Annotated in this window: 17 protein-coding genes, 1 other RNA gene and 1 pseudogene; 10 read left to right on the top strand and 9 right to left on the bottom strand. The window is 63.1% G+C overall.

Annotation, left to right across the window (positions count from 1 at the left end):
• Positions 1-41: 41 nt before the first annotated feature.
• On the bottom strand, positions 42-350 hold the full coding sequence (locus tag C6558_RS08290) for a DUF2853 family protein (RefSeq protein WP_025427676.1): 309 nt from the start codon (positions 348-350) through the stop codon (positions 42-44).
• 144 nt (positions 351-494) lie between these two features.
• On the opposite strand from C6558_RS08290, the gene ssrA reads away from it, so the two are divergent.
• The 4 genes from ssrA to C6558_RS08270 all read left to right on the top strand — a co-directional run bounded on the left by ssrA (position 495) and on the right by C6558_RS08270 (position 2,164).
• Positions 495-858, top strand: a transfer-messenger RNA (tmRNA) gene (gene ssrA, locus C6558_RS08285).
• Between the two features lie 111 nt (positions 859-969).
• Positions 970-1,485 (top strand): SspB family protein, encoded by a 516-nt coding sequence (locus tag C6558_RS08280; RefSeq protein WP_025427677.1) that lies wholly within the window; start codon positions 970-972, stop codon positions 1,483-1,485.
• Between the two features lie 20 nt (positions 1,486-1,505).
• Positions 1,506-1,715 (top strand): DUF4169 family protein, encoded by a 210-nt coding sequence (locus C6558_RS08275; RefSeq protein ID WP_025427678.1) that lies wholly within the window; start codon positions 1,506-1,508, stop codon positions 1,713-1,715.
• A gap of 212 nt (positions 1,716-1,927) precedes the next feature.
• Positions 1,928-2,164: a ribbon-helix-helix domain-containing protein gene (locus C6558_RS08270; RefSeq protein ID WP_025427679.1), complete on the top strand. Its 237-nt coding sequence runs from the start codon at positions 1,928-1,930 to the stop codon at positions 2,162-2,164.
• Here the strand turns inward: C6558_RS08270 and C6558_RS08265 are convergent.
• Positions 2,144-3,028, bottom strand: coding sequence for a GGDEF domain-containing protein (locus tag C6558_RS08265; protein WP_025427680.1), 885 nt, complete (start codon positions 3,026-3,028; stop codon positions 2,144-2,146). The genes C6558_RS08270 and C6558_RS08265 overlap by 21 nt on opposite strands.
• A gap of 401 nt (positions 3,029-3,429) precedes the next feature.
• Between C6558_RS08265 and C6558_RS08260 the strand changes: the two genes are divergently transcribed.
• Positions 3,430-4,221 (top strand): hypothetical protein, encoded by a 792-nt coding sequence (locus tag C6558_RS08260; RefSeq protein WP_025427681.1) that lies wholly within the window; start codon positions 3,430-3,432, stop codon positions 4,219-4,221.
• 389 nt (positions 4,222-4,610) lie between these two features.
• Here C6558_RS08260 and C6558_RS08255 read toward each other — a convergent pair whose 3' ends face one another.
• Both C6558_RS08255 and C6558_RS08250 read right to left on the bottom strand, forming a co-directional pair.
• A complete protein-coding gene (locus C6558_RS08255) occupies positions 4,611-8,348 on the bottom strand; it encodes an AsmA-like C-terminal region-containing protein (protein WP_107027140.1) in 3,738 nt (1,245 codons plus the stop codon).
• Between the two features lie 167 nt (positions 8,349-8,515).
• Complete coding sequence (locus C6558_RS08250) at positions 8,516-9,922, bottom strand: FAD-binding oxidoreductase (RefSeq protein ID WP_025427683.1); 1,407 nt, start codon at positions 9,920-9,922, stop codon at positions 8,516-8,518.
• A 311-nt stretch (positions 9,923-10,233) separates the two neighbouring features.
• On the opposite strand from C6558_RS08250, the pseudogene C6558_RS08245 reads away from it, so the two are divergent.
• A pseudogene (locus C6558_RS08245) lies at positions 10,234-10,670 on the top strand (DUF1772 domain-containing protein).
• Positions 10,671-10,746: 76 nt separating this feature from the next.
• Here C6558_RS08245 and C6558_RS08240 read toward each other — a convergent pair.
• Positions 10,747-13,887, bottom strand: coding sequence for an efflux RND transporter permease subunit (locus C6558_RS08240; protein WP_025427684.1), 3,141 nt, complete (start codon positions 13,885-13,887; stop codon positions 10,747-10,749).
• A complete protein-coding gene (locus C6558_RS08235; RefSeq protein ID WP_025427685.1) occupies positions 13,884-15,068 on the bottom strand; it encodes an efflux RND transporter periplasmic adaptor subunit in 1,185 nt (394 codons plus the stop codon). The genes C6558_RS08240 and C6558_RS08235 overlap by 4 nt, the downstream gene beginning before the upstream one ends.
• Before the next feature lie 316 nt (positions 15,069-15,384).
• On the opposite strand from C6558_RS08235, the gene C6558_RS08230 reads away from it, so the two are divergent.
• From C6558_RS08230 to C6558_RS08215, 4 genes are all read left to right on the top strand, one after another.
• A complete protein-coding gene (locus C6558_RS08230) occupies positions 15,385-16,206 on the top strand; it encodes a cyclase family protein (RefSeq protein ID WP_057211137.1) in 822 nt (273 codons plus the stop codon).
• Positions 16,207-16,338: 132 nt separating this feature from the next.
• Complete coding sequence (locus tag C6558_RS08225) at positions 16,339-16,743, top strand: carboxymuconolactone decarboxylase family protein (RefSeq protein ID WP_025427687.1); 405 nt, start codon at positions 16,339-16,341, stop codon at positions 16,741-16,743.
• Positions 16,744-16,878: 135 nt separating this feature from the next.
• A complete protein-coding gene (locus tag C6558_RS08220; protein WP_025427688.1) occupies positions 16,879-19,323 on the top strand; it encodes an ATP-dependent helicase in 2,445 nt (814 codons plus the stop codon).
• Between the two features lie 382 nt (positions 19,324-19,705).
• Positions 19,706-20,008 carry a hypothetical protein gene (locus tag C6558_RS08215; RefSeq protein WP_128090488.1) on the top strand — a complete coding sequence of 101 codons (303 nt, stop codon included), beginning with the start codon at positions 19,706-19,708 and terminating at the stop codon, positions 20,006-20,008.
• A gap of 34 nt (positions 20,009-20,042) precedes the next feature.
• Here C6558_RS08215 and C6558_RS08210 read toward each other — a convergent pair whose 3' ends face one another.
• The 3 genes from C6558_RS08210 to C6558_RS08200 all read right to left on the bottom strand — a co-directional run bounded on the left by C6558_RS08210 (position 20,043) and on the right by C6558_RS08200 (position 21,834).
• Positions 20,043-20,489, bottom strand: a complete 447-nt coding sequence (locus C6558_RS08210; RefSeq protein ID WP_025427690.1) for a DUF488 family protein — start codon at positions 20,487-20,489, stop codon at positions 20,043-20,045.
• A 51-nt stretch (positions 20,490-20,540) separates the two neighbouring features.
• Positions 20,541-21,002, bottom strand: coding sequence for a GNAT family N-acetyltransferase (locus tag C6558_RS08205; RefSeq protein WP_025427691.1), 462 nt, complete (start codon positions 21,000-21,002; stop codon positions 20,541-20,543).
• A gap of 190 nt (positions 21,003-21,192) precedes the next feature.
• Positions 21,193-21,834 carry a cysteine hydrolase family protein gene (locus C6558_RS08200; RefSeq protein WP_225906331.1) on the bottom strand — a complete coding sequence of 214 codons (642 nt, stop codon included), beginning with the start codon at positions 21,832-21,834 and terminating at the stop codon, positions 21,193-21,195.
• Positions 21,835-21,928 lie beyond the last annotated feature (94 nt).

Genomic DNA, 21,928 nt, shown 5'->3' with positions numbered 1-21,928 from the left:
GCGGTTTTCCGCCTGCATCCCGCCTTCACAATGAACGTGATCTACAGCGTTTGCAGCTTACCGAGGTTCTTGGCCACCAGATAATAGAAGGTCACGCGTGACTTGGATCGATCTGCCGACATCGCCTTCGTCGTCGCCGAAATGGCCGCATCCGCTTCCGCACCCACGACGCCGAGCTTCTTCTCGCACCATTTTTCCCTAACGCGATCGAGTTCCTTGGGGTCCGTGGCCGACACGAGCGAGGAATCCTTGTTGCGCAGTGCAATGCCGAGATGGCGCACGATCTTGTTCACAACAGCTTCGTCGGCGCCGCTGTCATACTTCTGCACATCTGCGAGATAGTCAGTCATGATGCCTCCAGATTGATCTTGCTCGATAAACCGCAGCGCCCTTGCAGGCCGCGTGCAGCAGCCGGAGTTTTTCACGGCTGCCATTCATGTCAAGGCGTTTGGCATGTCAGGGGTTTTGGAAAAGCTGCGATATATCCGTGCTTTCCCCTTTTCTTCAGCGCCGGAAAGACCTATATGACAGATGCCGTCTTCGGGCGGCTATGGCAATAAACGGGCGGTGAAATAAACCCATTGGACCCGGGGGCGGTACCCGGCGCCTCCACCAAAAACCGGTCGAGATTTCGATGACCGGCTTTTGATGGGGGCGAAATAGGATCGACAAGGGCGTAAAGATCGACTTTTTGCTCGGCATTGTACCACCGTTATCGGGCTAAACTTATAGTTGCAAACGACAACTATGCTGAAGCACGTCTCGCTGCCTAACGGCGGTGCGACACTTCAAATCAAGTCCTTCCGGGTAGCACCGTAAGGCGGGGTCCGAAGGCACCTGGCAACAGAAGCCTTCACCTTCTCCCCCGCTTCGAAATGGTCTATAGATGCTTGAATAATTGACTCGTCATATCGAGACGGGCAATGGAAAGCCGACAGTAGAATTGAGTTCGAGAAAGACGGGAATCTCATGGGCCAGGACCACATTCGCTACGACATTCTGGCGCAGGACGCGCTTCGCGGCGTCATCCGCAAGGTGCTGACCGAGGTTGCGGCCACCGGCCACCTGCCCGGCGAGCACCATTTCTTCATCACCTTCCTGACCGGCGCGCCGGGTGTTCGCATCTCGCAGCACCTGAAATCCAAGTATCCCGAGCAGATGACCATCGTCGTGCAGCACCAGTTCTGGGAACTCAAGGTTTCCGAGGCCGGCTTCGAAATCGGCCTGTCCTTCTCCGATACGCCGGAGCGGCTGGTCATTCCGTTCAATGCCATTCGCGGCTTCTACGACCCCTCGGTCAATTTCGAACTCGAATTCGACGTGGCGACGGCCGAAGAGGAAGAGGCCGAATCGGCGGAGATCACCGCCTATCCCGTTCCTGAAACCGATGGCGAAGTGCCGCCCAAGGACCCGGAAAAATCCGGCGACGCCAAGAACGGCGGCGGCTCGGTGGTTTCGCTCGACTCCTTCCGCAAGAAGAACTGAGGCAAGCGAAAGGACGCGGCATGAGTGGTGACGTCGTCAATCTACGCCAGTTCCGCAAGCGCAATGCCCGCGCCGAAAAAGAAAAGCAGGCCGAACAGAACCGCATCTCGTTCGGCCGCACCAAGGCCGAGAAATCGCTGACCGACGCCTTGAATGCGAAGGCGGCAAAGGCCCTCGACCAGGGGCGCCGCGAACCTTCCGGCGATCGACCTGACGAGGCCGAGGACTGAAGCGCCGCGCGCACGAACGGCTGCGGAACGTTTAAAGCGTTACAGCGACCTTTGCGCGTCTAATAAGACGCGCGGCGCTGTAGAGATCGCGACGCGCTTTAGAACGTCGAACCCGGCGCACGACCTGCAAAAAAGCGATTCCGCTTCAATGACTTGCAGCAACGTCCCGAATCAAACCGCCAACGACTTGAATCAATTTGCGAGCTCCGGCGATGATCCGAAAACACTCCGCCACCTTGCACGGCCACCGCACCAGCTTCTCGCTGGAAGATCCGTTCTGGTTGGAGCTGAAGACGATCGCGGCCGCCCGCGCCATGCCGATCGCCCAACTGATCGTCGAGATCGACGATGCGCGTGGCGCCGACAGCAACCTGTCTTCGGCGCTCCGCGTCTACGTTCTCGACTGGATAAAGGCGAATATAGAGCTGTCAGCGGCCAGCGACACTTGACGGCTCTTCGCCTGGCTCATCGCGGCCGCTTCCGAATGTCTCGGTGAAGACGCCTGCAAGCCCCTCGCGCAGCTGGTTTGCCATCGCCCTGATGCCGCCCGGCCGACGCAAATACTCGACCAGGCAAACCCGGTTGCGCCCGGTATTCTTGGCGAGATAGAGCTGGTCGTCGGCGATCTTGAAGACATCCTCATAGTGGGCGGGATAGCTGAACAGCGCCACACCGACGCTGACAGTGACTGGCTCTGCGCCCGGCGCGATCGCCTGCCCGCGCTCGGCCACCGCCAACCGAATTCGCTCCGCCATCGCCCCTATCGTTTCGGGACGGGCATAGGGAACGAAAACGCCGAATTCCTCTCCGCCGAGGCGCCCCGTCAGGCCGCTACCGTCCACTGCCTGGCGCATCTCGGTTGCTATCGCCACCAATGCCTGATCGCCGGCCAGATGGCCGTGGCAATCGTTGATGCGTTTGAAGTGGTCGGCGTCCAGCACCATCAGCGCCGACGTCGGCGGAAACGGCTCGAGGTCCTGATCGGCAAAGAATGCGGTGACATCCGATGTGAAGGCGGCACGGTTGAGACAGCCCGTCAGGCCGTCATAGCGACTGGCCAGCGTCAGAAGATCGTTGGCAAGTGCCAACTGTTGGAGCTTGATGCCGATGAAGGCGAAAAGCGGGATGGCCAGCAGCAGCGGAATGAACAGCGCAAGGCGCATTGAGGTCGCCATCAGCTCGCCGCCGAACGGGACGATGTAGTAATAAGTGATGAGAAGGGCAACGGCCGTGCAGCCGGCAGTGCCTGAAAACGTCCAGTTCATGATCCAGATGATCGCGCGGCGATCAAGGCCCTGCTCCAGCGACTTCATGCCACCCCCCGTTGCAGGCCTCACTGTGAAGGCAGGATGCTAACTCCTGCTCAATCAATCCATTAGGATTTTAGGGGTCTCCCCATTTCAGCGCGCAAAAGCAGGCATTCGGCGCAGGAGCGGGATTGCCTTCACAAACCAGATGCATGCCTCAGCACCCGTCCCTGAACACACCAATCCGGGAAAATTTGAAGCACACGCCGACAGAAACATAGACTTGAGATTGCAACTGTGGCCCATCCCACCGGTTTCTGTGTGCTTGGCGCCACAGCTCGGGCATTTCGGTAACGCTTGATCCGGCAATAAACGCGAATGGGCTTGTTTAGACTGCACTAATTTCAAACAATCATACAGTTGCCAGCGCACGAGAGTCGCTGGCTGGACAGGAGAGGGAGGAACCCATGAAGCTCTATGCTCGTATCGGTCTGGCCACGTGTTTGACTTTGTCATCGGCCGCCATCGCCAGCGCCGCCGATATCGCACCCCTTCTTGCACCCACAGCCCAACAGCAGGAGACGGAGAGCGGCTGGAAGTTCACCGTTGCACCCTACTTCTGGATGGCGGGCCTGACGGGCGACACCGCCCAGTTCGGTCTCCCTGAGGTGCACATCGATTCAAGCTTCGGAGATATCTGGGACCATCTCGATTTCGCTTTCATGGCGACGGGCGAAGCCCGCAACGGGCCCTACAGCATCTTCGGCGACGTGATCTATACCGACCTTTCCGCCGACGGCCACACGCCGAACGGCATTCTTGCCAATAGCGTCGATGTGAAATCGAAGACCTTTGCCGGATTGCTTGGCGTCGGTTATGCGATCTACGAAGATCAATCGTCCAACCTGGATTTCGTCGGCGGCCTGAAAGTCTGGTCGGTTGATTCGACGCTTTCGTTCTCAGGCGGCCTGCTCAACGGTAGGAAACGCGAAGACAGTGCGACATGGGTCGATGCGGTCGCGGGCTTGCGCGGCGCCTATTACTTCACGCCCGAGTTCTATATGACCGGCTGGGGGCTGGTCGGTGCGGGCGGCGCGGATCTCGACTGGGATGCAGCGCTCGGTCTCGGCTACAAGTTCACGGATACGATCTCAGTCGTCGCCGGCTACCGCGCACTCGGCGTCGACTACAGCGACGACGGCTTCAAGTTCGACGCCGTGCAACACGGACCGATCCTCGGCGTTGCCATCCACTTCTGAACCGGGACGCGGCGACGCTTCGCAATCCTGGCCGAAAGATACTATGCTCCAATGCGAGCTGGAGACCCAAGCATTTCCAGGAAAAGTGCGAGGCGGTTTTCCGTCAGGAAATGCGTAAGAACAAAGAGACAGAGCATTTCTGCGACTCCGCTTAAACTGGAAACGATCCAAGCGTGATCGTCCGGTGTGAGCACGCGGGCGACAAACCGCACAGCTGCACGCCCGACGGCACGCACAGCTACAGCGACCTTTGCGCGTCTTATTAGACGGGCAAAGGTCGCTGTAGCACTTTGAATTGCTGCCTGTTGTTATCCTTAAATCGAATAGGATTTAAGGAACCATGCAGTAGGCCAACGCCTATGCGGCGCGCAACCGCGATGCCGGCAAGACTATTGCACGGTAATGTCGGGCAAGACGTCGAAATTCAGCCCCTGGCCGCCCGGTTTCTGCGGGCCTTCGACGGTACCTGTATTCGGCTGCGCCTGCGCTGGCGCGCCCAGCTGCTGTTGCTGCTGGCGTTCGCGTTCGGCCTGAGCAGCCTCTTCCGCCGCCTTGCGGGCCGCCTCGGCGCGGGCGGCGAGATCCGCCTTCACCCGCTCCGCCTCGACTGCCGCAGCGGCGCGGCGCCGTTCGTCGGCGATCGCCCGCAGGCGCTCGACTTCACGCTGCTGCGCCTTTGCCTTGTAGAGCTGCACCTCGCGGCGCAGCCGCTGCTTCTCAAGCACGTTGGCCTGCAGCGTCTCGACGCGCCGGCGCTCGCGCTCGAAGGCCCGAAGCGAGAGGAAATTCGAGAGATCGGCAACATCGAGGCTGACGCCTGGCGATGCCAGCAGTCCCGCGAAGCCGAGCCGCACGCGCGGCTCAGCGCCAGCAAGCGCCTCGTCACCCGGACGGAAAGTCATGTCGATGCCGGCATCGATGCGTTCTGCCGCAAGGTCGAGCGACGCCTCGCCGGCAAAAGCTGCGTTGCCGTCGGCGGCCGTCACGTTCTGTGCCCGCAGCACGCCGCCGGCGATGCTGAAGGGCACCTTGACCACACCGACGACCGACTGGCCCGAAAACACCGTCGCCTCCGCCGCCTGGCGGATCGCGTCAGCTGAAATCTCCATCTTCAGCGCATCGGCAGTCGCCATCAACTGCGGCAGGGCGGCGCTGTTGATGCCGTTGAGTGTCACGCCGTTGAAGGTCGCAGTGCCCGAGCCGCTTGCCGAATGCGCCATGGCTTGCGCGTTCGCGCCCGATGCCTCCAGCGCCACGGACAGGTCGAAGGTGCCGGTGGCAACCGGCGCGCCTGCCCGCATCCAGCCCGCCTGCGCCAGATCGCCGCCCTTGACGTCGAGACGCGAGCGCAGGAAGCCGGAACCGTTGGCATTGCCGATCTGCACCCGGCCCTCAAGTTTGCCGCCGAGCCAGTCGCCGGTCGCGTCGGTGAAGGCGATCTCGTCGCCCTTCCATTCCATCTTGCCGACAAAATTTCCAACGGCGCCGTAGAAGCCCGGCCAGAAATTGGCCGCCTGCACATCCAGGGCCACGTTGAGGCCGGTCCAGGCCGCCTGGGCGACCGGCGTTTTCGACAGCGCGCCGGTCGACATGTCCTGAACCTGGCCGAGGATGCCCTCGGCGAGCCAGGCGAGATCGAGCGTTGCAAGGTTGATCTGGCCCTCCGCCTTGCCCGGCACCTTGCGGTCGATCGTCAGCGCGCCTGCAAAGCCGTTGTTATCCGCCTTGCCTTCGACCGTTGTAAGGGCGATCGCCTCCGGTGTCGTCGCCACGTCGGCCGAAACAGAGATCGGCAGGCCACTGCCCGTCTGTGGCAGGGCGATGCCCTGCTGCAGCAGATAAGGTTCGAGGTCTTCCGTCTGCAGCGTCAGCTTGGCCTGGCCCTCGAGGAAATGGTCGCGCGAAAGATCGAAGCTGCCCTTGGCGGCAAGCGCCGTCTTCTCAGTGGTAAAGGTCACCGTGCCATTGGCGTTGGAGCCATCGGTGCTCTGCAGCTTGACCGAGAGGATGCCGTTGGCGTCCGCATCGAATGGCAGCGGATCGAACCCGGCCTGGCCGAGCAGCAACAGCGTCTGCGGGTTTTCGAGCGTCGCTTCGAGCAGCATGCCCTTGCCGGCAAGCGCCTGGGCCATGTCGGGCGCCTGATAGCTGGCGGCGATCTTGGTGCCGTTGGCCGTGCCGAAGATGCCGAAGGTCGCGGGCGCGTTGCCTTCCTTGTTGCCGGCGGTCAGCGTCACGTCGAAGGCGGCGTCCGTGTAGTACGGGCCAGCCTTGGTCAGCCGACGAAGGGCCGGATGATCGACGGCGTGCCGGCCGATCATTTCCAGGAACGGCGTCAGATCGTTGGCCGCGAGCTTCATCTTGGCCGAAATGACGGGCTTTGCGAGATCGCCGCTGGCGCGGCCGGAAAAGGCAAGCTGCGCGCCGGCAAGCGAGCCGATCGCCACGCGCTCGGCCTGTAGCTGGCCGTTCTTGAGCGTCACCACCGCCTGAACGTCGCGGGCATCTTCGCCGAAGGCGGAGAACTCGTCGGCCGAAAGGTCGGCAGCGATCGCGTGCTGCATCAATGTCGAGGTCGAGGCATCGCCGGCGACGAGGCCAGCCAGCGCCTGCAAGGCTTCGAGATCGATGCGGTTGCCGTTCAGCTGCAGCGAAAGGTTCGGCTGCTGCTCGGCGAAGGACTGGCGCTCGAGCCGCCCCTTGAGGCTGGCATCGCCGGCCGCGACTTCAAGGTTTTCGAACTGCTGCAGCGTGTCGGTCAGGTTGACGGTTGCCGAAAAACCCGCGGTCTTCAGCTTGCGGATGGCCGGGTCGACAGAGCCGGCCAGCCAGCTCGCCAGCCCCGACGGCTGGTTGGACGCGAGCAGCAGGTCGCCGCGGAAGGAGCGCTGACCCTTGAGGTTGAGCCGTCCCTTGGCCTCGAGCTGGGTGCGACCGGGCAGAAGCGCCACGACATTGTCGATTACCCATCCGGCGCCATCAGGCTGTACGTCGATGCGCACGTCGCGCACCGTCGTATCGCCGATGACGATCGCCGGCAGCTTCAAACTGGCCCTGCCCGGCACCTGCGGAATGGGAATGTCGGCAGCGATCGCCAGCATCGCTTCCAGCCGCTGGCGCATGGAGATCGCCGGGTCGCGCCCGGTCTTGCCGTTGCTGCCGGAATTGCCGATGCGGCTGACGTCGATCTGCTGGCCGTCGGCAATTAGCAGGAACTTCTGCTCCTTGCCGGTGTCGAGCGTCGCCTCGCCGGTCACCACGTAAGGATCATCCGAAGGACCGACCTCGAAGCGATACTCCGGCACACGGATGCTCTCATTGGTCAGCTGGAAATCGCCGTTGATGCGCAGCGGCGCATGGTCGTCGACTTCTTTGGCCTCGCCCTGCGGGCGGTTTTCGGTCAGCGTGAAGCGGCCGCCGTAAAGCGGCTTGAAGTCGACGATCTTCAGCGCGCCATCGAGCTCGACGCCGAATGGACGCTTGTCCGGCGTCACCCGCGCCTTGAGGCTGAGCGCGCCCGCCTCGTCCACCTTGTTACTGGCAAAGGCAAAACTGCCGGCCTCGCCGTCCAATGCCGCACGACCTTCGACCTTCCAGGGGCCGGCCAGCGACCGGGCCGAAAGATCGGCGGCAAGGTCGGTCACGCGCCGGGTGCGGCCGGTCTGCTCGTCGATGAATTCGATCTCGCCCTGGGTGATCTCTACGTTTTCAAGCACCACCGTCTTGGCGGGGATCGCCGTGCGCGTACCACGCGCCCAGTCGAGCGTACCGTCGGAAAGCAGCCGGACCTTGGCCTTGGGCCGGTCGAGGCGCATGTCGAAGATTAGCGCTTCGCCACTCAGGAACGGCGCAAGCTCCGCGCTCATCGAGAATTGTTCGACCTGGATCAGCGGTTCGCGCGCATCGCTGCCGCCGACACGCACGTCGTTGAGCGTCACGGTCGGGAACGGGATCAGGCGTGCGTCGACGCGGCCGTGCACGACGACGGGTTTGCCCATGATGCGGCTAGCCTCGCGCTCGAATTCCTTGCGGAAACCCGTCCAGTCGATGAACCACGGGGCGATCAGCGCCGCAAAGAGCGCAACAACCACAAGACCGCCGATGGCAACCAGAATTCGCGAAAGCACCGTGCCTACATTCCCATCAAGTTCTCGGGGCGCCTGTCGACGCCGTCTGCGTCCATATGAACGCCAAAGGGACGTTTCCGTCCATTACAATTGCGCGGGCGCGCCCGCCTTTGCCCCAAAGGGGTAGTGGCCGCGCGGCCGCGTGTCCCCTCGCCCGTCGTCTCGCGTCAGGCGAAGATCTTGCCGGGGTTGAAGATATTCTGCGGGTCGAGAGAACGCTTGACCTGCCGCATCAGATCCAGCGCGTCGCCGAGTTCGGCTTCGAGGAACGGCATCTTGCCCTGACCGATGCCGTGTTCGCCGGTGCAGGTCCCGTCCATCGACAGCGCCCGCGCATTCAGCCGCTCGACGAAGGCCTCGGCCCGCGCCACGTCGGCGGCGTCCTTGTCGTCAAACAGCAGGCCGACGTGGAAGTTGCCGTCGCCCGCGTGGCCGACGATCGGTGCCGTCAGACCGTGCTGGGCGATGTCGTCATGGGTCGCCGCAACGCAATCGGCCAGCCGCGAGATCGGCACACAGACATCGGTGGAGAGAATTGCAGCCCCGGGGATCAGGCTCTTCTGGGCCCAGTAGGCGTTGTGCCGCGCCTTCCACAGCCGCGCCCGCTCTTCCGGGTTGGTCGTCCAGATGAAGCCGCTAGAGCCGAATTCCGACGCAATTTCGGCAAAGTGCCGCGATTGCATCTCGACGCTCTCGCTGTTCCCATGGAATTCGACAAAAAGCGTCGGCGTTTCCTCATAGGAAAGGCCGGAGTAGCCGTTGCACGCCTTCATCTGCAAAGCGTCCAACAGCTCGATGCGGGCGACCGGAATGCCGGACTGGATCGTCAGGATCACCGCGTTGCAGGCATCGGCAATCGTCGGGAACGGGCAGACGCCGCCGGAGATGACCTCGGGAATGCCCTGCAGCCGGAGCGTGATCGAGGTGATGATGCCGAGCGTGCCCTCGGCCCCGACGAAGAGCCGGGTCAGGTCATAGCCGGCAGACGACTTGCGTGCCCGATGCGCGGTGCGCACCTCGCGCCCGTCTGATGTCACCACCGTCAGCGCCAGCACATTGTCCTTCATCGTGCCGTAGCGCACCGCGTTGGTGCCGGACGCCCGCGTCGAGGCCATGCCGCCGATCGAGGCGTTGGCGCCGGGATCGATCGGGAAGAACAGGCCGGTGTCGCGCAGATAGGTGTTCAGCTCCTCGCGGGTGATGCCGGGCTCGACCCGGCAATCCAAGTCTTCCGCGTTGACCTCGAGCACCCGGTTCATCCGCATCATGTCGACGGAAATGCCACCGTTCGGCGCGTTGACGTGGCCCTCGAGCGAGGATCCGGTGCCAAAGGGAATGAGCGGCACGGCATTTGCGGCTGCGATCGCAACGATCTCGCGCACCTCGTCGGCACTCTCGGGGAAGACGACGCCATCGGGAAGCTGCGCCGGGATGTAGGTGGTGGTGTGGGCATGCTGGGCACGGATCGCTTCGCCCGTCTGGAACCGATCGCCGAATCGGGCAGCAAGCTGCCCCTTTGCGGTTTCGATCCCGGTTTCGTTTCTCGAGCCAGCTCTGATCGCCTTCAATGCCACGGAAAACGTCCCTTCTTCATGCCATTCGCGCTGCCCCATTCCGACATAGGGGAAGCGCTTTCATTTCAAGGCGCTACTGTGCAAATCGGAATCACTTTGTCCAGACGTTCACGCAGTCTCCGGCAGACTATCGCGTGAAAACGCCGCTGGTGAGACCTGAGTGTCACAAAGCTTTCGCATTGCGACGGATAACGTCGATCAGAATTCCCTCCCGGATCTGCCCTTGAGCCGGCAGCTCTGCGCCCAACGACGACACCTATCGTTGTGCAGCCCCTGACGGTATATACTGAAGGGAGAGAGGAGAAGGTCAAATGCTCGGTCTGCTCGCTTTGTTTACCGCAGCGGTATTCTTCGGCGCCGCCGTCTACATCAACGTCGCCGAACACCCGGCAAGGCTTCACCTCGATGAGCGGCCCTCGCCCAATGGGTGCCGGCCTACCGGCGAGGTTTCGAGATGCAAGCCTCGCTCGCAATCATCTCGGGCCTGCTCGGCGCTGCCGCATGGTGGCAGAGTGACAATGCACTTTGGGGCCTAGGGGCAGCAATCATCATTCTGAACTGGCCCTACACGATCCTCGTCATCATGCCGATCAACCGACGCCTCGAGGCAACGCGGCCGGATGAGGCGAGCGAGGAAACCCGCGCGCTTCTCCGCCGCTGGGCGAGGCTCCACGCCGGCAGGAGTGCGCTGGGCGCGATCGCAGCGGTGGTCTTTCTGATCGCCGCCTGGCTTGAACTTCAGGGTTAGCGCTTTTTAGAGCCAGGGAGCAGCGCGACAGGCGGTCAGCGTTGACATCTTCGCTGCCGACGCTGAGAGCCCGCCGCTATTTCGTTTCGAGCGCGGCCGCCGCTTCCATTTCCTCGTGCAGCTTGCGCTCCTCGTCCGCATGCGGCTTCGTGAGCCCAGCAATGACGAGATAGGCGACCGGCGTGAGATAGAGCGTCACGACCACGGCAAGGCCGAGCCCGCCGACCAGCACCCAGCCGAGCGCAATGCGCGCCTCGGCACCGGCACCGCTTGCCAGCACCAGCGGCACCGCGCCGACGATGGTGGCGATCATCGTCATCATCACCGGCCTGAGGCGAATGTTGGCGGCGTTCTCGATCGCCGTGCGCACATCCTGGCCGCGATCACGCAGCTGGTTGGCGAATTCGACGATCAGGATGCCGTTCTTCGCCATGATGCCGACAAGCATGACCAGGCCGATCTGGCTGTAGATGTTAAGCGTGTTGCCGGTCATGATCATCGCAAAGATCGCGCAGGCAAGCCCGAGCGGCACCGTCGCCATGATGATGAAGCCGCTGATGAAGCTTTCGAACTGCGCCGCCAGCACCAGGAAGATGATGACGAGGGCAAAGCCGAAGGTGATGACGAGGCCGTTGGCGTTCTCGTTGAGGGTGGCAGCCTCGGCCAGCGGCATGATGCGCGAGCCCGGCGGCAGCAGCGGCTCGGCCATCTGCTCGACCATGGTCAGCGCCTCACCGAGCGCCAGGTCGGACTTGAGCCCGGCCGACAGCGACACGGCGCGAAGCTGCGATTCGCGCGAGAGCTGCGGCGCCACGGCGGTTTCCTCGACGCTGGCGATCGTCGACATCGGCACGATCTTGCCGTCGCCGGCTTTCAGAAAGATGTTCTGCAGGTCGGTCGGGTCGTTGACCGGATTGGTCGAGGACAGGAGCTTGACCGGGTAGGATTCGCCGTCGACATAGACATCGACGACGCTGTTGCCGTCGAGCATCGCCTGCAGCGCCCAGGCAAGGCCGCCGATATCGACGCCCATGTCGGATGCCCGCTCGCGGTCGATGGTGATCGAAAGCTGCGCCTGGTTGGCCTCATAGTTCAGCCGCACATTCTCGAAGCGCCCGGTGTCTTCCATCTGGCGCACCAGCTTTGCCGCGGCATCGCCGAGCTTGGTGTAGTCGTTACCAACAAGCGCCACCTGCAGGCCGCTGCCGGCGCCGCGAATGCCGAGGCTGTTGGGCTGCATCGCAAACACCCGCACCGAGGGGATGCGCGCCGTCACCTTGTTGATGTCGGAGACGATCTGCTGCTGGCTGCGGTCGCGCTTGTCCCAGGGGGCAAGCGTCAGCACCATGAAGCCGCTATTGGCCGAACCACCCTGGCCGGAGATCGAGAAGATGTTGTCGATCTCGCCGGATTTGACCAGCGGCTGCAGCCCGTCCTCGATCCGGCGCATCTGCGCCTGCGCATATTCCAGCGACACGCCCTGCGGCGCGTTGATGCGCATCATCACCTGCGAGCGGTCCTCGCTCGGTGTCAGTTCCGATTTCAGCGTCATGAAGCCGATGCCGCCCATGGCGGTGAAGAAGGCGGCAACGACGAAGACGATCAGCGGCGCATTGAGGCAACCGCGCAACGTGACCCGGTAGAATTCCGAAGCCCGTGCCCCGAACCGGCGCATCGGCCCCGGCTTCTCGTTGTGGGCCTCCTTTGTCAGCATGCGCGATGCCAGCATCGGGCAGAGCGTCAGCGACACGAAGGACGAAAGCAGGATCGAGAAGGCGAGCACGAAGCCGAACTCGCGGAAGAGCCCGCCTGTCTGGCCCGGCAGGAAGGACAGCGGCACGAACACGGCCGCAAGCGTCGCGGTCGTCGCCAGCACCGCGAAGAACACTTCGAGCGTGCCGTGCACGGCCGCGGCCCTTGGGCCCAGCCCTTCGGCCCGCCGTCGCACGATGTTTTCCAGAACCACGATCGCATCATCGACCACGAGCCCCGTGGCGAGCACGATCGCCAGCAGCGTCAGGATGTTGATCGAGAAGCCGGCCATGTAGATCGCCGCCACCGTCCCGATCAGCGCGATCGGCATGGTGATGGTCGGGATCAGCGTTGCGCGCCAGTCGAGCAGGAACATGTAGATGACGAGCGTGACGATGAAGATCGCCACGCCCAGCGCAATCTCGACCTCGTGGATGGCGCCGTTGATGAAGACGGCGTCGTCGCTGGTGATCCTGAGCTGCGTGCCCTCGGGAAGAATCTGCGTCTGGATCGTCTCGACGACCTTGCGCACGCCCTCGGAAATATCGACGGTATTGGATTGCGCCTGGCGGATGATGCCGAGGCCGATGCCCTGGCGGCCGTTGGAGCGCAGCGCCGTGGTGCCTGAATCGGGTCCGAGCGTCACCGTGCCGATGTCGCGCAGCCGCACATTGTTGACGAGGATGAGGTTTTCGAATTGCTCCGGCGTCTGCAGGTCGGCGGTGGCGCGCACCGAAATGTCCTGGCTGGCGCTCGTGAGCTTGCCGGCCGGCACGTCATAGGAGGCGTTGGCAAGGGCCGTCCTGAGGTCTGCCACCGTCACGCCGCGCCCGGCAAGCTTGGCTTGGTCGAGGTCGATGCGAAAGATTTTTTCCTGGTCGCCATAGACGGCAACGTCGGCGACGCCCTCGACGGCGGCCAGCCGGTCGCTGATCTCGTTTTCGACGAGCAGCGTCATGTCTTCCATCGACATGGTATCGGAGGTCAGCGCCAGGCGCATGATCGGTTGGCTGTCGGCGTCCGCCTTGACGATGCTCGGCTCGTCCGCCTGGTCGGGCAGCTGGTTGCGAACGCGCCCCAGCGCATCGCGGATATCGTTGGCCGCCTGGCCGATGTCGGTGGTGTCGGAGAATTGCAGCGTCACGCGGCTGCGGCCGAAGGACGAGGTCGAGGAGATGTCGCGGATGCCCTGCACGCGCGAGACCGCACCTTCGACGACCGATGTCACCTCGCGGTCCATGGTCTCGGGTGCTGCACCGTCGAGCGTCGTCGTCACGGAGACGACCGGCTGGTCGACCTGCGGCAGTTCGCGGATCTCGATGCCGTTCCAGGCCGCAAGGCCGGCGACGACGATCAGCGTGTTGACGACCAGGGCGAAGATCGGCCGGCGGATGAAAAGCGCGGTGAAGCCGGTCTTGCCGGCCTCGCGCGCGGTCTGGTGGCCGGGTTCCTTCGCGCCGCTCACTTCCCGTCCTCCGCGACCTTCTGCGCGGCATCGCGGCGCTCGCGCCCGGCAATGCGCACGTCGCCGCCGTCGCGCAGCCGCTGCACACCTTCGGTGACGACTTCGTCGCCTTCGCTCAAGGCCGCATCAACCAGCACCTTGTCGGGGTTGCGCTGGATGATCTTGACCGGAACCCGCTCGCTCTTGTCGGCGCTGACACGCCAGACATAGGAGCCTTCGGAGCTCCACTGGATCGCGAGCGGATCGACGGTCGGATAGGTGTCGCCATCGAATGCCATGGTCACCGAGAAGGACATGCCCGCCCGCAACGTGTCGTCAGGATTTTCCAGCCGCGCCCGCACGCGCAGCGTCCGGCTTGCCTGGTCCAGGCGGTTGTCGATGGCGTGAATGACGCCCTCGAGTTGGCTGCCCGGCTGGGCAATGGCGTGCGCTGTCACCGGCTGGCCGACGACGATCTTGCTCGCAAAACGCTCCGGCACCCAGAAGTCGACGAGGATTTCCGAGCGGTCGTCGACCACGGCGATCGGCGTCGTCGTGGTGACGTAGTCGCCGACATTGACGGTGATGATGCCGACAACGCCCTGCGACGGCGCAACGATATCGCGGCGCTTGAGGTCGAGCTCGGCGGTCTTGAGCGCAAGCTCCGCGGCCTGCATGGCGATTTCGGCGTCGCGCACGTCGACGGCGGTCACCGCGCGCGCTGTGCTGAGGTTGCGATAGCGCTCCAGTTTTTCGCGGGCACTGTCGCGCGTCAGCCGCGCCTGGTCGGCAGCAATCTTCTGGTCGTCGCTATCGAGCTTGGCGATCACCTGCCCCTGCGCCACCTTTTCGCCGGAGCGCACGAGAATTTCGGTGAGGTTGCCGGTGGCCGTCGGCGTCACGGTGACGGAGTGGATCGCCTCGCCGTTGCCGATCGCGTTCAGCCGGTCATTGACGACAGACGTTGCCGAAGGGCGAACCATGACGAGGATGGCGTCGTTGCCGCCCTGCCTGCGTCCGCCGCTGCCTTGGCCGCCCTCGCCCCCAGCGGCACCGCTCTGCTTGGAGATGGCATCGATCAGCGGATGCGAGACACCGATCGCGGCCAGCGTTTCGCCTGCTCCGGGCACGAACCGCACCCAGACGCCGGCACCCACCAAAAGCACAACGGCGCTCACCGCCAGCTGTTTCCAAACCCGCATTCATGTCTCCAAATATGCAAAACGCGCTCCTGCGCGGCACGCGCCGGCGGAACGTTCCGATTTGCCCAGAGTATCGTTGTTCGCACCTTTGTGGGCAACGGCGGAATGCCATCATTACGCAATTGTAATAAAAGCGTATTTGTTGGCGGCATGATGACATCAGCGCCATCGTGCGCCGGCAATCGCGATCGCCGTGTCATTCCATCAAAACGCACGGGACAAAGACCGTTTACAGCGATTTCCTCTGAGGTATCCTGCAACCGCTGGCAGCCATTGCCATCAGGTTTCGACCGGTTCTTGAGAGGGAAGCAAAGACATGTGCGATGCGTGCGTCATGGAATCCGTAAAGCAGAAAATGTTGTCCCGCCGCAGCTTCTTCAAGGCAGCAGCCGTCGGCACAGCGGGCATCGCCGCCGCGAGCGCCGGTATCGCCCCGCCGGCGCTCGCCCAGGGACACACCGGCGTCACCGACCTCACCCACGAACTCTACGAGGAGTTCCCGACCTTCTTCGGCCAGCAGCAGTTCTTCCGCGAGCAAAAGTTCAGCTACGCCAAGGACAAGTTCAACCTGTTCGAGCTCCGGGTGAACGAACACACCGGCACCCATGTCGACGCGCCGCTGCATTTCTCCGCCGATGGTCTGTCGGTCGCCGAGCTGCCGGTTGAAAAGCTCGTCGTGCCACTCTGCGTCGTCGACATCCGCGAGAAGGCGTCCGCCGATGCCGATGCGCAAATAACACCCGACGACATCAAGGCCTGGGTCGCCGCCAATGGCGACATTCCGGAAAACGCCTGCGTCGCCATGCTTTCCGGTTGGGGAGCGCACCTTGGCACTGACAAGTTCCGCAATGCCGATGCAAACGGCAAGATGCACTTTCCCGGTTTCCACGCCGAGGCGGCGAAATACCTGCTCGACGAGACCAAGGCGGCCGGCATCGCCGTCGACACGCTTTCGCTCGACCATGGCCCCTCGCCTGATTTCGCCACCCACTATGCCTGGCTGCCGGAAGGCCGCTGGGGACTGGAGGCGGCCGCCAACCTCGACAAGGTGCCCGTCAAGGGCGCGACCCTCGTGCTTGGCGCGCCCAAACACCGCGGCGGCACCGGCGGTCCGGCGCGCGTGTTTGCGCTCGTCTAGAGCATACCCAGGAAAAATGCGAAGCGGTTTTCCGTGAGGAAATGCGTACAAGCAAAGAGGGATACCAACCTGCCGATCCGGCGGCGTCCGCCGCCGGACGCCCCCCGATTGACCCTATGACCAGGAGACGTCATGAGCACCATCGCCCCGCCTGCCGATCCGGAATCCGACGCGCGCGTAAAAGCCGTGTTCGACGACATTCGCGCCACCCGCAAATCGGATTTCATCAACAATATGTGGCTGTGGCTCGCCTTCGATGCCGACCTGCTGGAGCAGACCTGGCGCGACGTCAAGGCGGTGATGGCAACGCCCTCCGCGCTCGATCCGCTGGTCAAGGAAATGCTCTACATCGCCGTTTCCGTCAGCAATGGCTGCGGCTACTGCGCCCATTCGCATACGGCTGCCGCGAGAGCCAAGGGCATGAGCGACGCCGAACATGCCGATCTCTTGCGCGTGATCTCACTTGCCGCCAGAACCAACCAGCTGGCGACCGCCTTGCAGGTGCCGGTGGACGCTGCCTTCGACAGGACGGCCTGACGGCGGTGAGCGCGAGAATAAGCGGCTTCGAAATCGCCTGTCTTTCCACAGGCTTGGTGCGGGTGGCGCAGAAAACGGAATAAAAGAAGAACATCCTTTCTGGCCTTTCGCCTCCGAATCACTACATTGAGCCGCATGATGAGTGGTTTCGACGACATTCCCTTCTTCGACGAAGAGCCGGCCCCGCGCAAGCAGCCGCCAGCAACGGGCGGCATCGCCGCGCGCGCCATGGCTGCCCGCGACCGCCAGCAGCGCCCGGATTATCTCTCCGGCCTCAATCCGGAACAGGCCGAAGCGGTCGAATCTCTGGATGGCCCGGTGCTGGTTCTCGCCGGCGCCGGCACCGGCAAGACCCGGGTTCTCACCACCCGCATCGCCCATATTCTTTCCACCGGCCGCGCCTTCCCCTCGCAGATCCTTGCGGTGACCTTCACCAACAAGGCGGCGCGCGAGATGAAGGAGCGCGTCGGCGTGCTCGTCGGCCATGCGGTCGAGGGCATGCCCTGGCTCGGCACCTTCCACTCGATCGGCGTCAAGCTGTTGCGCCGCCACGCCGAGCTGGTGGGCCTGCGCTCCGACTTCACCATTCTCGACACCGACGACGTCGTCAGATTGATCAAGCAGATCATCCAGGCCGAGGGCCTCGACGACAAGCGCTGGCCGGCCAAGCAGTTCGCCGGCATGATCGACGGCTGGAAGAACAAGGGCCTCGACCCGGCGCAGATCCCCGAGGGCGATGCCCGCGCCTTTGCCAACGGCAAGGGCCGCGAGCTCTACGCCGCCTACCAGAACCGGCTGCGCACGCTGAACGCCTGCGACTTCGGCGATCTGCTGCTGCACCCGATCCGCATGTTCCGCAGCAATCCGGATGTGCTGAAGGAATACCACGACAAGTTCCGCTACATCCTCGTCGACGAATATCAGGACACCAACACCGCGCAGTACATGTGGCTGCGGCTTCTGGCGCAGCGCGCCAAGGGCGTGCCGCAGAACGTTTGCTGCGTCGGCGACGACGACCAGTCGATCTATGGCTGGCGCGGCGCGGAAGTGGACAACATCCTGCGCTTCGAAAAGGATTTCCCCGGCGCCAAGGTCATCAAGCTCGAGCGCAACTACCGCTCGACCGAGCATATTCTCGGCGCCGCCGCGCATCTGATCGCCCACAACGAGGGGCGCCTCGGCAAGACGCTGTTTACCGAACGCACCGACCCGGATGACGAGAAGGTGCAGGTGCACGCCGCCTGGGACTCCGAAGAGGAAGCCCGCGCCGTCGGCGAGGAAATCGAACAACTGCAGCGCAAGAGCCACAAGCTCAACGACATGGCGATCCTGGTGCGCGCCTCGTTCCAGATGCGCGAATTCGAAGACCGCTTCGTCACGCTCGGCCTGAACTACCGCGTCATCGGCGGCCCGCGCTTTTACGAGCGGCTCGAGATCCGCGACGCCATGGCCTATTTCCGGCTCGTCTGCCAGCCGGCCGACGACCTTGCCTTCGAGCGCATCGTCAACACGCCGAAGCGCGGCCTTGGCGACACCACCATTCGCACCCTGCACGACTATGCCCGCGCCCGCGACGTGCCGATGCTTGCGGCTGCGACTGACATCATCGAGACCGACGAACTGAAGGCCAAGGCCCGCAAGGGGCTGTTCGATGTCGTCGCCGATTTCCGCCGCTGGCAGAGCCTGCTCGAAACCACGCCGCACACCGAACTTGCCGAGCAGATCCTCGACGAGAGCGGCTACACGGCTATGTGGCAGAACGACAAATCGGCCGAAGCGCCGGGCCGGCTCGAAAACCTCAAGGAACTGATCCGCTCGATGGAAGCCTTCGAGAGCCTGCGCGGCTTCCTCGAACACGTCGCGCTGGTGATGGACGCCGAGCAGAACGAAAACCTCGATGCCGTCTCGATCATGACGCTGCATTCGGCCAAGGGGCTGGAGTTCGACACCGTGTTCCTGCCCGGCTGGGAGGAAGGCCTGTTTCCGCACCAGCGCGCGCTTGACGAGGGCGGCCGCTCCGGCCTCGAGGAAGAACGCCGTCTTGCCTATGTCGGCATCACCCGGGCAAAGCACCGCTGCCACATCTGGTTCGTCTCCAACCGCCGCATCCACGGGCTGTGGCAGTCCACCCTGCCCTCGCGCTTCCTCGACGAGTTGCCGAATACCCATGTGGAGGTGGCCGAGACCGAGCAGTCCTATGGCGGGTACGGCCGCGGCGGCTATGGCCAGTCGCGCTTCGACAAGGCCGATCCCTTCCAGAACAACTACTCCACCCCCGGCTGGAAGCGCGCCCAGCAGAACCGCTCGGATGCGACGCGCGACAACTGGGGCTCGCGCTCCGGCCACGCCGTCGAGCGCATCGGCTACGGCGAAAGCGGCCCGCGCAGCCGCACCATCGATGGCGAACTGGTGGCGAAATCCACCAGCACCGAGCCCTCGCGCTTCACCGTCGGCGACCGCGTCTTCCACATGAAGTTCGGCAACGGCAACATTTCAGCGATCGAAGGCAACAAGCTGACGATCGACTTCGACAAGGCCGGGCAGAAGCGCGTGCTGGATGGATTTGTCGAGAAAGCGTGAGCGCAACGAGTCTGCTAGGCTGGCACATCAGGTGGCAACCAGTTGGGACAACGGACGATTTGGATTGCCGGCATCGGATTCTAAATCGCCCAGGCGGAACGGCCAATATGATTGACACCTCCCGCACCGTCGAAGTCAAAAAATCCTGGCCCCAATTGATAGGAATCCTCGCCGCCGCCGCAGCACTGTCGGCGGCTTCCCTAACAACTGTACTGAACTGGATGTAGAAGCAGGTTCTGGTCGCTTGTTGTTCGCCCGCTATCTCGGCTCGATAGCTTGGCCCGCTGCATTCCTGGGTGTACTCGTCCTCTACGTTCCGATGCGACGCAGCGTTATCATGTTGTCCCCTCAGGGGTTTAGCGATGCTCGACTGGCTCCGAGCATGATCCCCTGGCCCGCGATCGTCGGCCTCAATCCGATCGAGTATCACAAACAAAAAATGATTGTGTTGACACTCGATCCGAACACGATCGGCCGCCTACATAAGAAAATTGGCGCGAAGATTCGGCGAAGCGGCATGTTTGGAACACCCAAAGGGCTCCTAGTGGTCTCGCACGGCCTTGCCATTACTTTTGCCGAGCTACATTCACTACTCCTTGCCTACCATCGCGACCATGGCCACAAGGCTGATGTTGTTCAAACAGCTTGCGAGTACGGGAGCGTTCATCAAGAGCGTGACGGTTGAAGGAGACGGCACAGCTGCTGGCGACTGTCAGGTCCTACAGATGCTCGACGCGAAGGCGGCCTCCCCAACGATCGTTGAGATATTCGCAGACGAGGGTGCGGTGGCAGCGGTGCGGTTTGTCCTCGGCGCAGAGCAGGCAGGCGCCCTGCAGCGCCTCCGGCTTCACGTGCTGCTCGACCTTGCGCTCCGCCATCAGGTCGAGAAAGTCCCGCGAAAAGGTCTTCCAGTCGCCCTTGTCGGTCTTGTAGGCCTTCATGATCGCCTCGGTGGGCGCAAAAAGCGGCTGGTGCACATAGTCGATACCGCCGATCTTCTTCAGGAAGAACGCAAGGTCATTGGCCTTGGCGAAGCCGGCAAGCTGCGAGGTATTGTGCAGCCGGACATCGACGATCGTCTTGACGCCGGCCTTCTGCAGGCGATCGAAAAAATCTTCCGCCGATGATTTTGTGAAGCCGATCGTAGAAACCTGCACGTTGTCCATCGCGTCCACCCCAGTTGCCCGCTGTCACACAGCCTTCAGCCAAGCTAAAGCCTAGATCATCTTGCGGTAGACGAGAAAGCCTGAACGCTCCGCCACCTTGTCGTAAAGTGCCATCGCTGTGGCATTGGTCTCATGTGTCTGCCAGTAAACCCGCGGCGAGCCGGCCGTGCGGGCGGCCTCGTAGACGCCTTCGATCAATGCCGCGCCAACGCCCTTGCCGCGCGCAGCTTCGCTGGTGAAGAGATCCTGGAGATAGCAGTTCGGCCCGATGGACGTCGTGCTGCGGTGAAAGAGGTAGTGGGTGAGCCCGACCAGCCGTCCCTCGTTTTCGGCCACCAGCGCGTGCATCGGCTCGTAAGCATCGAAGAATCGCGACCAGGTCATTGCGGTGATATCAGGATCGAGCGCCGTTGCACCCGACCTTCCATAAAAGGCGTTGTAACCATCCCAGAGCGGCAGCCATTGCTGGTAATCGCTGCGGACAATCGGGCGGATGCGAACTGCGTCGGTCATATCTCTATCCTGCTGGATCGATGCGAATGAACTATGGGGATGATGGCGTGATGTCTTTCCATTCATAGCCTGCCTGCGCAAGGCGTGCTCAGCCCTCAAGGGGCGAAGGCGCCACGGTCTTCGCGATTGCGAGGACCGTGCACCCACTGAAACAGCCCGAGCTGGAGCGGACCAGCGACAAAGACTGCCGCTACATTCGGCCCTTGGCCATCGCCCCGATGATCTCGTCCACGCCGGTCAGGATCGCGTCGCCCATGAAGGCGATGTTGTCCATCGAGCGCTCGCCGGCCTCGTGGTGGCCGGCGCCGCAGGCATCGCGGATGACGATCGGCACCAGCCCAAGATCGGCGCCATGGCGCACCGTCGGATCGATACCGATTTCGGTTGCAATGCCGCAGATGGCAAACGAGGTCAGTCCGAGATCGCGCAGGATGATGGCAAGGGGCGTGCCCTCGAAGGCCGAGAACGTGATCTTGTCGAGAATGGCCTCATCGTCGCGCGGCGCCAGTTCCGCCACCAGCTCGAAGCCCGGCGTGCCGCGCAGGAACCAGGGCTTGACGGCATCGGGATCGTCCGTGCGCTGCCAGGCCATCGCCTGGCGCATCTGGAACGCGCCCATCAGCGGCTTCGGCATCGACAGATGCCGCAGAAAGATGATGGGATAGCCGCCGGCGCGCGCGGCCTCCAGAACCTTCAGCACCTCAGCCAGGATCGCCGGGCCATTCTTGACCTGATTGGTGATCCCCGCCTGCATGTCATAAACCACCAGCGCCATCCGGTCCGGTCGGCAAAAATCGGCAAGCGTTTTCCCAATGTCCAGTGAAACTGCCATCATTCCCCTCTTCCGGCCCACCTCCTCCGGCGGCCGTCCTCACGCTTCAATCAAGCACCGGGAATGTGGCGCGGCGGTTCCAAGGTTTCAATAC

It is taken from the genome of Ensifer sp. NM-2 (assembly GCF_003024455.1).
Classification (GTDB): Bacteria; Pseudomonadota; Alphaproteobacteria; order Rhizobiales; family Rhizobiaceae; genus Ensifer; species Ensifer canadensis.
This window is presented reverse-complemented; position numbering and strand designations above follow the sequence as displayed.